A 12,607-nucleotide genomic window follows, 5' to 3' on the forward strand; every position below is an offset into this window, starting at 1 on the left:
CTTTGCTCATGCTGTTCGTGGTCATTGGGGTATAGAGTCGATGCATTGGTCTTTAGATGTCAGTATGCGAGAAGATGAATGCCAAATATTACTTGGAAATGGTGGTCAAAATTTCGCACGTTTTCGTTATATAGCGCTTAATTTACTGAAGAAAAATAAAGGCAAAGACAGCGTAAACTTAGCTCAAATGAAATCATTAATGAATGATGAGTACAGAGAAAAGCTAATGTTTGGTTAAAAAACGTTCATGCGTTTGCCGTGAGGTTACGCTATTTTCGATGTGCCTATTAACGGTTCGTTATCACAAATATTATTTGGAACATTGCTATTTATATCAGCAAGTTTGACGCTTGGTTTGGTAATTTCAACAATAGCAAAAACACAGTTGCAAGCGATGCAAATGACGATCTTTATACTCCTTCCATCTATACTGTTATCTGGTTTTATGTTTCCGTACGAAGGTATGCCTGTCATAGCTCAATGGATAGCAGAAGTATTACCCGCAACCCACTTTATGCGATTGATTAGAGGTATCGTATTAAGAGGAGCTGATTTAATGGACTTATGGCGTGATACGATTTGGATGATAGTGTTTACATTAATAGGACTGTTTATCGCGTCTAAACGCTTTAAGAAATCGTTGGATTGATTGGTTAAATTTATTGTAAATTTTGAGCTAACAAAAATTGTTTCTGAAGGAATTCAACCTTATTGTTATGATACATCTGCGATAACAGATACATAACAGACGATTACTGCTAGGAAATACTTATCCAGAGAATCGTACAGCCTGTATGGTTCCGTGTTGTATTTTATTAGAACTTGGACTTAGCTTCGCTAGAGGTCATGCAAAATGGTTCGCAGAGAAAAATTAATCTCTACCTAAAAGTCTTATAACAGAATGAATATCCATCTATGAGCATTATTTTTACCTCAATAAAAAGTTAAATATCAAGATCAAAAGTTTTAAGCAATAGTCGACAATCATGACTAAGTTTAATTCTTAGAAGTAGTATCGTTATTTGTCACCGCTCTCAAATCTGTTCCTTTCTTCACATATTGTTTCAACAGGCCATTAGCGTTGCACTAATTACCTGAAATCAGGAGTAAGCTGTTTTTTAAATGGACTAGATATAGTTGCTTGTTATAATTAAAGTCATATGCATATTAGGTATATGTTTAAAGTGATATAGGTAATAGTTATTTTTACCATTCTGTTTTTTAAGTGCCCCCCAATTACCATATTACACTGCAATTTACACCTATATAATGTTACAGGTGTAAATTGCAATGTAATATGTGACTATGAGATAAATTTATCAGCGGTAGATCACAGTGACTGAGTTTAGTTTATATCCATCATTAGATATCGTAAATAAAAGAGCGTTAACATCAAAATCAGCAATAGAAATAACGCAAAGAAAAGGGAATGAAAAAAAAGAAATAGGAAGCCCTCTAGATATTGCTTTTACTTATCAAAATTCAGGTGCTGATTGGATACATATAGTAGACCTTGATGCTGCATCAGGTAAAAAAGATAATAGTGATATTATTATTAGTATTATAAAAAACAAAAATATAAAAATGAAAACACAAGTATGTGGAGGAATCAGGACAATAAAACAATTGGATAAATATATAAATGCAGGATGTTCAAGAGTAAATATTAGTTCCATGGTTTTTGATAACCCTAAGCTCTGTGAGTTAATTTTAAAAGAATATGGGGATAAAGTAGCTATAGCGCTAGATGTTAAACTAGTGGGTTTTAACTATCAACTAACGACTCAAGGCTGGAATAAATTACAAGGTAGTTTGTGTTCTACTATTGAATGGCTTGAACAATGCGGATGTACTCGCTATGTAGTTACCGATACTAATAAAGGTGGAATGATGAATCGCCCCAATATAACTTTAATTAATGAGGTTCTAAAAATGACTAATAAACCTATTATTTCAGGAGGAGGGATTTCAAATTTAAGTGATATAAGAACTTTAAAATCCACTGGAGTTGAGGGTACAATTCTGGGGCAAGTTATTCACAGTAATAAGCTCCCGCTTAATAAATTTATTGATGAAGCTAAAGTATTAAATTATGCGTATTAGATTATCAGATGTGGGAATTTTAGGTGATGTAAGATTCCAGAAAGACTTGATTACCTCTGATGATGGTTTTTTAGAATTTTATTTAAATACAACTGAAATAGATGGTTTTTTATTGTCAAGAGGGAAACGATATTATTCTGAACTAACGTGTAACGATTTAATTGTAGATATAAAGAAATATCATCTAAGATATAAATCTACAAATTGCTTATATTACAAATATATACTGATTGATCACACTTTAAATGGAATGGTTCGTTTGTTGGATATTTTAGTTTCTTATAATGAAGCTAAATTAATCAATTATTATATTGATAAAATAAAACAATTATCCGTTTTAATTATTAACTTTTTCATGGGGAAAGAGCTGTTTTCTTTGTCTGACTATTCTATGGATTTCCCTAAATATCTTGGACTTAAAAAAACAAGGATATATCTTGAAGGTGATAACCACCTTTTGTCATTATTGTCTGTAATGCAAATGCCAGCTTCAGATGTGTGTGTAGGCGTATTATTTGGTGGTGCAGTAAGCGCTTCGATTTATTCTGCTTATCATCATTCTCAACTTAATTATGTGAAATTGTCTTGCTATGACGATGTGAGCTTCAACAGTGAAAATCTATGGGGGGCAGAGATTAACAACAATACATCCGTGCTCATCTTAGATGATAACTGTGGAACCGGTAAGACTTTGAAGCTAGCACAACAAATTTTAAAAAATAATTATCACATTAATGCCAAAATTGCAGCAATAGAACTTCATTGGGAAAAATTATTAAGGATCAAAGGATATAGGCATCAAGATGTTATTTTTGATGTGAATTCTTTAGATTATTTGACTCCATTGAGTGTTAGGCATCACCACTTATTAAATCAACTTGTCACCAACAATGAACAAATAAAAATGCACCGAACAAGTGTTAATGAGTGGATTGAATACTCACAGGTTATTCTAAGTTTATTAGCCGATTTAGGAGAAGTGGCTCCGGATCTAGAACAATTAAAAAATGCATGGGATTAGGTAAAGGTAATCAATAGATATTAACAATCGCGATTCTAAAGGATTTATATGAAAGCTCACATTATTTGGGACTGGAACGGTACACTTTTGAATGATTTTCATGTTTCTCTTTCTGCTACAAATCAGGCATTAACAGGTATTGGTTGCTTACCTCTCACTTCAGATGAATATCGTTCAAATTATAGTGTACCTGTTCACGATTTTTACTATAACGTGTTAGGTAGAACTCCAACCAGCAGGGAGTGGAACAAAATTGGTCAAATATTCAATAATATATATAAACAAGAAGTTCTTAATGCTTTACTCGCGGATGAAGGAATGGATCTACTTAAAAGTAGAAACCATCAATCAATATGCTCATTAATGGAATATAACCTTTTAATTCGTATGCTAAATGATTTTAAAATCTCTCATTTATTCTTAGATATTTACGGAAGAAACGATCCTTTGTCAAAAGAAGGAAAACATAAACATTTAGAGCAACATGTTCATAATTTATTGAATAAACACTCTGTAACGAAAGAGGAAATTGTAGTGATAGGTGACACAGAAGATGATGCCAACTCAGCATATTCATTGGGAATTCCTGCAATTCTTTATTCTGGAGGCACTTATAGTTATCAACGTTTGGTCAATACAGGGAGTCCTGTTGCTAAAACACTGAAAGAAGCTGTTCATCTTGCTGATAATATAATAAAAGAGAGGCATTTATGTTTAAAGCCGTTGTAGGGCTTCAATTTGGAGATGAAGGAAAAGGTAAATTTGTTGATTTTTTAGCCTGTGACTATCAACATATAGTGAGGTTTAATGGTGGAGCAAATGCTGGTCATACTGTTATCGTTAGTGGGAAGCACGCTGCATTTTCACAAATACCAGCCACAGTTACTGATGGTAAATCTTTATATATTTGCCAAGGAGCTTTAATCAGTATGGAAAGAATGATTCAAGAGATCGACTTTATTCATTCAGTATGCCCAAATAGTAAAATTTATATTGACCCTCGATGCCATATTGTCATGCCGATTCATGTTCAACTAAATAAAGCCTCAGAAGCCTATAAAGGAGAGAAAAAAATAGGGTCCGTTGGTGTTGGCGTTGGTGCTTGTTTTGAAGATAAATCAAATCGTGTGGGTATACGACTAATAGACCTTATTGATGAGGATACACTGAAAGCTAAACTGCAAACTCTTTGGAAAATAAAAGATAAACAGATTTCCAATGTTTTTGGTGGGGAATTAACGCTTTGTTTTTATAAGGAATTAAAGCGTTTATCTCTATTGGGAAAACGGCTTCAACCTTATTTTTGTTTTACTAATGACTTTATCAAAAAACTTCTAGATAATGGTATCGATGTATTATTAGAATCTTCCCAAGCTACTTTTCTCGATAACAGTTTTGGCACTTACCCATATACAGTCGCTTATCAAACATTAATTCAGAGTTGTTTTACATCAATGGGGGTTCCAGCGGAAAAACTTAATGTATTAGGGGTAATGAAGTCTTACATGATTAGAGTTGGTAATGGACCATTACCAACAGAGGTAAATGACGAGCAAGCTCTCTATATTAGACAAAGAGGGAATGAATTTGGCACTGTTTCTAATCGCCCTAGAAGGTGTGCATGGCTCGATTTAGCGCTTATTGAGCATGCAATTCAATTAAATGGTGTTAATGAAGTAAGTATAACAAATGTAGATGTACTATCTAACATACAAAACTTGAAGGTATGTGTCGGATATCGTCTTAACGGGTTAGAAGTATGTATAAATGAAGCTTTATTACACTTCGACCATGTTGAGCCTATTTATGAACAGTTTGATAGCTGGCCTGAACTTTATGGCACTTATTATTGCATAGATGATTTACCATTTAATTTAATAAAGTACCTTTCGTTTATCCAATCGAAAATAAGTGCAGATATACGGTATATATCTTATGGACCAGATAGAAATAAAACGCTTAGAATTAATTCTGAGGAATTTAAAGCACAAGTAAAAATCACAATGGAAGCAATAGTATGATTTCATATGTCACTGGATTCATGTTTTCTAAAAATATCAAAAATGTCGCATTAATCAAAAAAATAAAACCGACATGGCAAAAAGGGTTATATAACGGTATTGGGGGGAAAGTAGAATGTAACGAGACAGCATCTGAGGCAATGGCTCGTGAATTTGAAGAGGAGACAGGGGTGAAAACACACCCTGATGAATGGAGGTTATATACCATCATTACTTCTCCGAATGAATACGAAATATCCTTTTTCTTTATGATAAGTGACCAAGCTTACTTTGTGCAAACCATTGAAAAAGAGGTGGTGTCTATTTATCAAATAAACCAATTACCTGAAAATACCATTTGGAATCTACGCTGGCTAATTCCACTTGCGTTAGACCCCAAACTGACCTTTAGGTCTCCATTAAAACTGAACGAATTTTCAAGAGTATAAACAATAATTATAGGATGTCACTTAATAAAATGTTTAAATAAGAGGGAGTAATTATTTCATTCGGTTGCGGATATCATCGTGTAACTTGGAAACTAATGTTCCCTAATATGGACTTCGAATATATTAGCGCAAACCAACTCCGTTATCTGTCAATTATAGTTGCAATATCGGGGCGGATAATACGTTTTTATTTCAATCTAAAGCTTGTGTACCTTAAGCGATAAAAATCACATTTCCGCAGATACAAACCCAAATATGGCGGGTTTCGCTATAGAACCATTCTTGATGTTGTTGGCAGCATGGGCAGACTATTTTATCCATAAGTTTCCCTTATATTTTTTTATTATCAAGATCTAGTATGGGAAGAAAACTTATCAAATCAAAATATGAGCTTGTGAGTCTCAATTCGACATAAGCAACACTTTGATGTAACTATGAGATTAGTTAATAGCAATACGTTTATTTTAATTACACTTTTAAGAGATAAGCGTCGTAAATTTTGCGGGCTGTCACATTATGAATGTTGTCTCTGTGTATAAAATGAGAATCCAAAAAAGAAAGTATGCTCAAGGAGGAGTCATGTTTTTATTGGAAGGGTTAAGCCCACTGACAGAGTTAATTATATGGATAAGTTATGCCATCACGATTGTAATTTGTGCGTTGACGGTTGCTGTTATCGTTGAATTCAGTAAAAAAGAGTAAGATACGATGACTTATCCTAAAAACAAAAAAAGAGCACATTGATAATGTGCTCTTTTTTATTTAAACCAGAAAAATTAAAGTGTTGTAATCACATCTTCCATTGGTAAACGTGCTTTTGGTAGACCGTGGTTATAATCTTCGCCATCTTTGTGATAACCCAAAGCAAGGGCAAAATCACATACATAGCCATCTAATTCATCTTTAAACTCTTCACCAATCAATGCTGAGTCAACACCTTCCATTGATGTTGATGCAATGCCCATACGAGCAAGAGTATGCAGCGTGTTACCTAGAGCAATATAGCTTTGTGCTTTTGTCCAGTTACCATTAAAGCCTGCTTCGTTAGTATTTAATTCAACAAAGCCAAAAGCGCCATCTAGCATATCGTTGTAACGCTCAGCAGGTAAGTGGCCAGAAGCAACTTCTGCATCCACTACTTTACGGTATTGGTCTTTTGTATAGTTTGGGTTGTGTGCAAATAAAATCGTGTGCGATGCTTCTTTTGCGTGTGGTTGATTAAATTCAAACATGTTCGCAAATGTACCATGAAAACGTTCTTTTGCTTCTTCACTTTCAAGAACAATGAATTTCCAAGGCTGAGAGTTAATTGAAGATGCAGATAGACGAATCGCTTCTTTAATTACGTCCATATCTTCTGCTGAAATGCGCTTTGTTGCGTCGTATTTTTTAGCAGTATAACGAGAATTTAAATCAGCAATAATTGGGTGAGTCATATGAGCTATTTCCTAAATCTGGTGAACAAAAGCGCGAGCTTATATTTTCTTTACTCGTCGTTGATGTGAGTAAGATAAAGAAAATCAAAGACGAGAAAAAGAGATGAAAGATCCAATCACTATGGAATAAAAGTTCCATAATTGTTGACCTGTCTATAGCTTTACAGTTTATGATGGGTATCAATTGAACGGTAAGTCTTATTTAACAGGAGCCAACCATGTACCGTATATCACAACTTGCAGAGTTAGTGGGGTTATCAAGAACGACCTTACTCTATTACGAAAAATTGGGTTTGATAAAAGGCGAACGTTTAAACAATGGTTACCGTCAATACAGTGAGAAAGATGCGCAACGATTGGTGTTATTACAAAACCTTCAAGCGGGTGGATTAACGCTTAAAGAGTGCCAAGCTTGTCTTGATGCCAAAGTGAACCGTGAGGTTTTAGTTGAGCGTTTAGAGCAATTGGATCAAGAGATAGAGCAAAAACAAAACTCACGCCAGTTGCTTGCCGCTTTATTAGGAGAAAGCAGTTTAACAGACTGGCACGAGTCATTAGACCAACTAGCACCAGAAGCGCATATTGAGTGGTTAATGAAACAAGGCTTTGATGAAAAGCAAGCAATGAGACTGAAATGGTTATCTAAAGATATGAACGAACATGAACGCTACATGCAAGATTTTGATTTGATTTTTAAAGAGTTAGAAAGATGGGGGCCAGGTTCTGAAAGTGACACATTAAAAGCATTACAGAAAGTACCTAATAAACCAATGACATTACTTGAAATTGGTTGTGGACAAGGTATTGCGACTGAGCTTTTTGCTCGACATTCCGATGCGATGATTATCGCAGTTGATAACGAAGAGTTTGCACTCAAGCATTTAATGGAAAAAATGCAACAAAATGGTTTAGAAGATAAGATCACAACGGTGTGTGCAGATATGGCTAAAATGCCGTTTGAGACAAAGAGTTTTGATCTTATTTGGTCAGAAGGCAGTGCCTACATCATGGGAGTACAAAATGCTTTAAAAGCATGGAAACCATTATTAAGTGAAGATGGTGTTCTTGTGGTAAGCGATTTAGTTTGGAGTACGGATAAACCAAGCGAGAGTGCCTTGTCTTTTTGGAAAAAAGAGTACCCAGATATGGTGTCAGTTTCAGATCGAATTAAGCATGCACAACAAGCGGGTTATGAGGTTATTGAGCATTTCTCTCTTAGTGATGCAGCATGGGAAGCGTATTATCACCCTTTAATTAAGCGATTAGATACATTAAAAGATAAGTTAATAGATTCTCCTGTATTAATTGATTTTAAGAATGAAATAACCGCATTTAAACAGCGAAAAAATGAGTTCGATTATGAGATTTTTATACTAAGGTCTCGTTAAGAACAAAAATTACTGACCTGTTTATCAATTTACCGATTATGCTTTGAAAGATGATAAAACATATAAGGTTGTGGAATGGATTACTCTCAATATCATGTTGAACAAACTCAAGAAATTACGGATCTGGTTACTCGCACTTTTTCAAAATCAGAAGGGGTTGATGAAGGCACACTGATTGGTGCATTAATCAAAGATCTTTTTGCAACAACAGATCCTGATGATATGTTTATTTTTGTTGCGAAAGATAACGACAAAATTGTCGGAAGTATCTTTTTCACACGCTTAACATTTGAGATAGATACAACGGCATTTTTGCTTTGCCCTGTTGTGATTGATGCTGAATATCAAAAAAAAGGGGTTGGTCAGGCGCTTATTAATCATGCTATTGAGGTTTTGAAACAAGAAGGTGTTGAGTTGGTATTTACTTATGGTGAGCCAAAGTTTTATGAAAGGGTTGGTTTTGAGGTCATAAGCGAAGAGCAATTTAAGTCTCCAATTCCATTGAGTTATTTGTATAGCTGGTTAGCTCAATCTTTAAATGATGAAGCATTAACTTATATTCCAGGGCGTTCAAAGTGTGTTGCTGCTCTTAATAATTTGCGACTCTGGTAACCGTTACTCATTGCTTCTTTAGTATATCGATAAAAAGGGATAATCGTACTTTGTAGTAAGTACAATTATCCCTTTTTGCGTATATTTATCCATTCTATTCACCTTTCCAGTATGAATGTTTAGACAGGACGTATTTGATTTGGCATTCTCATTATTATAATAACACTAAGGCATATTCGCCTTTAAAAGGATAATAATGAAAATAGGAATAATCGGCTTAGGTGACATTGCGCAAAAGGCGTATTTGCCCATCATTACTCAGCTTCCGGGTATCCAACCGCTTTTTTGTACACGAAACCCTGACACGCTCATACAATTATCGTCTAAATATCGTATAGAAGGGACTTGCCAAGATTATCATCAGCTTCTAAAAATGGGTGTGGATGCCGTGATGATCCATGCTGCAACTCAAGTTCATTTTGATATCGCTTCTTTTTTTCTGAAAAATGGTATCCCAACCTTTGTTGATAAACCTCTTGCTGATTCCGCACAAGAAGCGGAGTTGCTGTATACGATTGCAGAACAATATAACACCCCGCTTTACGTTGGATTTAACCGCCGACATATTCCATTGTATAACCAATTTGTACCAGAGCTTGCGAACGGAACGATAGGTAAATTGCGTTCATTACGTTGGGAAAAACATCGTCATGCTTTACCGGGTGATTTACGGACCTTTATTTTTGATGATTTTATCCACCCATTGGATAGTGTGAATCTAAATGCTCAGTCCACCATTGATGATGTGCATGTTATTCATCAAATGCAGGGAGGACAGCTAGCAAGATTAGACGTTCAATGGCAAGTTGAAGAGACAATATTACATGCTTCAATGGATCGTCATTTTGGAGTGACAACAGAGCGAGTTTCTGTTGGTTATGAAAATCAATCTCTTGAGTTTTCATCGTTTGTTGAAGGACGACAATGGCTGGATAACACAGAGCAAAAGTTAGTATTGAAAGATTGGACGCCAATGCTAACAAGTAAAGGATTTGAAGCCATGATTAAAGATTGGATTCGAGTGGTGGAAAAGGGCAAATTATCAACCGCAACCGCTGATCGTAATCTTGCCAGTCACCAATTGGCAGAGGCTGTGTATCAGAAAATACACAACCAATTGAAATAATAACTACTTGAGTCTTCTTGATAGTTTTATATAAACAAATAAAGACAAAAATATGATCGCACCTCCAGTTAATTTCTGAGGTGCGACGACTTCATTAAGAATGCTAATACTAAGTAAAAGAGTCCAAATTGGCTCTAGTATCATGATGAGTGAAGCGGTTTCAATGTTGACTGAGAATTGCCCGAGTGTTTGTGCAAGGTATCGAATTGCTGTGGCAACAATGGTAGAAATCAAAAACCAAAAGATGGCGTGTTGAGTGATTTCAAATGGAGGATGAGAATTAAAAGAGGCATATAAGCATCCACTAATACCGACAATAAATAGCTGAACACAAATCGATAGCAATGGTGTTATTGAGCCAATAATGCGTTTATTAAGAACAAAATGCATCGAAAGCAGTAATGAAGAAAGCATAAAGCCAAGTTGACTTACCTCCAATTTCCAGCCATTTCCTAAAGTAAGTAATATCATTCCAAGAACCGATATTGGTAGAGCAATCCAAAAGGCTTTATTGGGTTTATTGCGAAATAATATCCATGAAATTACAGGTGCGATGATCATCGCTAAACTCATGATGAATGCGCCTTCAGCAAGCGATGTGGTGATGGATACAGCGTATACCCAAACTTGCAGAGCAAAAGACAGCACTAAGCCTACGCCACTCAATGCTAATATTTGTTTGCCAGTTAATGTGCGAAATTGTTTGAAACAGAATGGAGCGAGCACAAAACTAGCCAGTAGAAATCGAGCACCGATAAAAATATCACCCGGTATGGTCATCACAACCATTTTTGATGCTCCCCAGCCGATAGCAGCCAGAATGGTGGCAATAATTAGGTAAATCATTCCGCGCATGATGTTATCTCTTGATAAAAATGACGATAATACCAGTGTTATGGTTATTTATAAAAAATAACCCCACTCAAAAGAGCAGGGTTATGTGCAGATCGTTCGCTTGTCTTAAATTAGTGAGCGGCTTGGTATTCTGGGTAATCAACAAGCCCTTGTTGTGCGCCACCAAATAGCGTATTTGGATCGTGCTCTGCTAATGGGTAATCGTTTTTAATACGACTAGGCAAATCAGGATTCGCAATAAATGGGCGACCAAATCCAACTAGATCTGCAAGGTTGTCTGTCAGTGCTTGCGCCGCTTTACCTGTATTATAACGACCAGCATAAATAATCGTGCCTTGGTAAGCTTCACGAATCGCTGTTTTAAATTCCGCTGGTGTCTCAGGGGCATTATCCCAGTCCACTTCTGCAATGTGCATATAAACCACGTTGAGTTTGTTTAATAATGCTGCTGCTGCCGTGTAGGTTTCTACTGGTGTTTTATCGACTGTGCCATTTAGAGAAGTAAATGGAGCAAGGCGAACACCAACACGCTCATGACCAATGGCTTCATTTACTGCTTCGACAACTTCGCCTAGAAAACGCAGACGATTTTCGATAGAACCACCGTATTCATCGGTACGGTTGTTCGCTTCAGAGTCAATGAATTGATTAATTAAATAACCATTGGCTGCGTGAAGCTCAATACCATCAAAGCCTGCTTCAATCGCGTTTAATGCCGCTTGGCGATATTCTGCGATAACATCGTTAATATCTTGCTGAGTCATTTCACGAGGCTCAACAACATCAACAAAACCTGGAGCATTAGTACCGTTATCGATGAATACTTTTACGTTCTCAGCCTTAAGTGCAGAAGAAGAAATCGGTTGTTGACCACCAATGTTTTCAGGGTGAGTAACACGACCTACATGCCAAAGTTGAGCGAAAATAGTACCGCCTTTAGCGTGAACGGCATCAGTCACTTTTTTCCAACCACGGATCTGGTCTTGAGAATAAATTCCCGGAGTCCATGCGTAGCCTTGGCCCATCTCTGAGATTTGAGTGCCTTCCGCGATAATAAGGCCTGCACTTGAACGTTGAGCATAGTATTCAGCCATCATATCGTTCGCTACATTACCCGGTTGACTTGCACGAGAACGAGTCATAGGAGGCATAACGATACGGTTTTTTAGTGTCAGATTACCAAGTTGCATTGGCTGAAATAGTGCATTTTTCATCAATAAATCCTCTTAGTTGCTTAATTGAATAAGCTCAATTTGATAACCATCCGGGTCCGTAATAAACGCAATATGCGTTGTACCGCCTTTTACTGGTCCTGCTTCACGAGTCACGTTACCACCTAATGCTTTGATATTATCGCAAGCCGCGTAAATATCTTGGACGCCTAAAGCTAAATGACCAAATGCATTACCCATGTCGTAGTTATCGGTATCCCAGTTGTAAGTTAACTCGATAGTTGTTCCGCCTTCCTCATAACCAACGAAAACGAGTGTATAGCGATATTCACTGTTTTCGCTGTGATCGAGCACTTTCATCCCCAAAACTTTAGTATAAAATTCAATAGATTGTTTTAAGTCTGTTACTCTGATCATCGTATGTAGAAATTGCATGATTTCACCT

At 36.1% G+C, this 12,607-nt stretch carries 14 protein-coding genes and 1 pseudogene; 11 read left to right on the forward strand and 4 right to left on the reverse strand.

Annotated elements, in window-relative coordinates:
* The 8 genes and pseudogenes from HC728_RS20410 to HC728_RS20295 form a co-directional block, all read left to right on the forward strand.
* Positions 1–238: transposase (locus HC728_RS20410; RefSeq protein WP_190395590.1), on the forward strand; the 238-nt coding region annotated here is incomplete at its 5' end.
* A 24-nt stretch (positions 239–262) separates the two neighbouring features.
* A pseudogene (locus HC728_RS12860) lies at positions 263–649 on the forward strand (ABC transporter permease); the annotation flags it as partial.
* A gap of 686 nt (positions 650–1,335) precedes the next feature.
* Positions 1,336–2,103 (forward strand): HisA/HisF-related TIM barrel protein, encoded by a 768-nt coding sequence (locus HC728_RS12865; RefSeq protein WP_190395591.1) that lies wholly within the window; start codon positions 1,336–1,338, stop codon positions 2,101–2,103.
* On the forward strand, positions 2,093–3,124 hold the full coding sequence (locus HC728_RS12870) for a phosphoribosyltransferase (protein ID WP_190395592.1): 1,032 nt from the start codon (positions 2,093–2,095) through the stop codon (positions 3,122–3,124). The genes HC728_RS12865 and HC728_RS12870 overlap by 11 nt, the downstream gene beginning before the upstream one ends.
* Before the next feature lie 48 nt (positions 3,125–3,172).
* The gene (locus HC728_RS12875) at positions 3,173–3,853 is read left to right on the forward strand and encodes an HAD family hydrolase (protein ID WP_190395593.1); all 681 of its coding nucleotides are present in this window, start codon (positions 3,173–3,175) and stop codon (positions 3,851–3,853) included.
* Positions 3,835–5,145 (forward strand): adenylosuccinate synthetase, encoded by a 1,311-nt coding sequence (locus HC728_RS12880; RefSeq protein ID WP_190395594.1) that lies wholly within the window; start codon positions 3,835–3,837, stop codon positions 5,143–5,145. Before HC728_RS12875 ends, HC728_RS12880 begins: the two co-directional genes overlap by 19 nt.
* Positions 5,142–5,573: an NUDIX domain-containing protein gene (locus tag HC728_RS12885; protein WP_190395595.1), complete on the forward strand. Its 432-nt coding sequence runs from the start codon at positions 5,142–5,144 to the stop codon at positions 5,571–5,573. Before HC728_RS12880 ends, HC728_RS12885 begins: the two co-directional genes overlap by 4 nt.
* Before the next feature lie 579 nt (positions 5,574–6,152).
* On the forward strand, positions 6,153–6,275 hold the full coding sequence (locus tag HC728_RS20295) for a hypothetical protein (protein ID WP_005421903.1): 123 nt from the start codon (positions 6,153–6,155) through the stop codon (positions 6,273–6,275).
* Between the two features lie 74 nt (positions 6,276–6,349).
* Here the strand turns inward: HC728_RS20295 and HC728_RS12890 are convergent, their stop codons facing one another.
* Positions 6,350–7,009, reverse strand: coding sequence for a nitroreductase family protein (locus HC728_RS12890; RefSeq protein WP_005421904.1), 660 nt, complete (start codon positions 7,007–7,009; stop codon positions 6,350–6,352).
* A gap of 218 nt (positions 7,010–7,227) precedes the next feature.
* Between HC728_RS12890 and HC728_RS12895 the strand changes: the two genes are divergently transcribed.
* The 3 genes from HC728_RS12895 to HC728_RS12905 all read left to right on the forward strand — a co-directional run bounded on the left by HC728_RS12895 (position 7,228) and on the right by HC728_RS12905 (position 10,135).
* Positions 7,228–8,397, forward strand: coding sequence for a MerR family transcriptional regulator (locus HC728_RS12895; protein WP_190395596.1), 1,170 nt, complete (start codon positions 7,228–7,230; stop codon positions 8,395–8,397).
* A gap of 75 nt (positions 8,398–8,472) precedes the next feature.
* Positions 8,473–9,009: a GNAT family N-acetyltransferase gene (locus HC728_RS12900; protein ID WP_190395597.1), complete on the forward strand. Its 537-nt coding sequence runs from the start codon at positions 8,473–8,475 to the stop codon at positions 9,007–9,009.
* Between the two features lie 196 nt (positions 9,010–9,205).
* On the forward strand, positions 9,206–10,135 hold the full coding sequence (locus tag HC728_RS12905; RefSeq protein ID WP_190395598.1) for a Gfo/Idh/MocA family protein: 930 nt from the start codon (positions 9,206–9,208) through the stop codon (positions 10,133–10,135).
* 3 nt (positions 10,136–10,138) lie between these two features.
* Here HC728_RS12905 and HC728_RS12910 read toward each other — a convergent pair whose 3' ends face one another.
* From HC728_RS12910 to gloA, 3 genes are all read right to left on the reverse strand, one after another.
* Positions 10,139–10,990 (reverse strand): DMT family transporter, encoded by an 852-nt coding sequence (locus HC728_RS12910; RefSeq protein ID WP_190395599.1) that lies wholly within the window; start codon positions 10,988–10,990, stop codon positions 10,139–10,141.
* A 110-nt stretch (positions 10,991–11,100) separates the two neighbouring features.
* The gene (locus HC728_RS12915) at positions 11,101–12,204 is read right to left on the reverse strand and encodes an alkene reductase (RefSeq protein WP_065640933.1); all 1,104 of its coding nucleotides are present in this window, start codon (positions 12,202–12,204) and stop codon (positions 11,101–11,103) included.
* 12 nt (positions 12,205–12,216) lie between these two features.
* Positions 12,217–12,597 (reverse strand): lactoylglutathione lyase, encoded by a 381-nt coding sequence (gloA, locus tag HC728_RS12920; RefSeq protein WP_190395600.1) that lies wholly within the window; start codon positions 12,595–12,597, stop codon positions 12,217–12,219.
* Between the last annotated feature and the right edge of the window lie 10 nt (positions 12,598–12,607).

Source organism: Aliivibrio sp. S10_S31, from assembly GCF_014694495.1.
In the GTDB taxonomy this organism is placed as follows: domain Bacteria; phylum Pseudomonadota; class Gammaproteobacteria; order Enterobacterales; family Vibrionaceae; genus Aliivibrio; species Aliivibrio fischeri.

Excerpts from the sequence above, each read along its gene's own strand:
- HC728_RS12875 (WP_190395593.1), top strand. The coding sequence starts at position 3,173 with ATGAAAGCTCACATTATTTGGGACTGGAACGGTACACTTTTGAATGAT.
- HC728_RS12915 (WP_065640933.1), bottom strand. The coding sequence starts at position 12,204 with ATGAAAAATGCACTATTTCAGCCAATGCAACTTGGTAATCTGACACTA.
- HC728_RS12890 (WP_005421904.1), bottom strand. The coding sequence starts at position 7,009 with ATGACTCACCCAATTATTGCTGATTTAAATTCTCGTTATACTGCTAAA.
- HC728_RS12880 (WP_190395594.1), top strand. The coding sequence starts at position 3,835 with ATGTTTAAAGCCGTTGTAGGGCTTCAATTTGGAGATGAAGGAAAAGGT.
- HC728_RS12885 (WP_190395595.1), top strand. The coding sequence starts at position 5,142 with ATGATTTCATATGTCACTGGATTCATGTTTTCTAAAAATATCAAAAAT.
- gloA (WP_190395600.1), bottom strand. The coding sequence starts at position 12,597 with ATGCAATTTCTACATACGATGATCAGAGTAACAGACTTAAAACAATCT.
- HC728_RS12895 (WP_190395596.1), top strand. The coding sequence starts at position 7,228 with ATGTACCGTATATCACAACTTGCAGAGTTAGTGGGGTTATCAAGAACG.
- HC728_RS20295 (WP_005421903.1), top strand. The coding sequence starts at position 6,153 with ATGTTTTTATTGGAAGGGTTAAGCCCACTGACAGAGTTAATTATATGG.
- HC728_RS12900 (WP_190395597.1), top strand. The coding sequence starts at position 8,473 with ATGGATTACTCTCAATATCATGTTGAACAAACTCAAGAAATTACGGAT.
- HC728_RS12870 (WP_190395592.1), top strand. The coding sequence starts at position 2,093 with ATGCGTATTAGATTATCAGATGTGGGAATTTTAGGTGATGTAAGATTC.
- HC728_RS12905 (WP_190395598.1), top strand. The coding sequence starts at position 9,206 with ATGAAAATAGGAATAATCGGCTTAGGTGACATTGCGCAAAAGGCGTAT.
- HC728_RS12910 (WP_190395599.1), bottom strand. The coding sequence starts at position 10,990 with ATGCGCGGAATGATTTACCTAATTATTGCCACCATTCTGGCTGCTATC.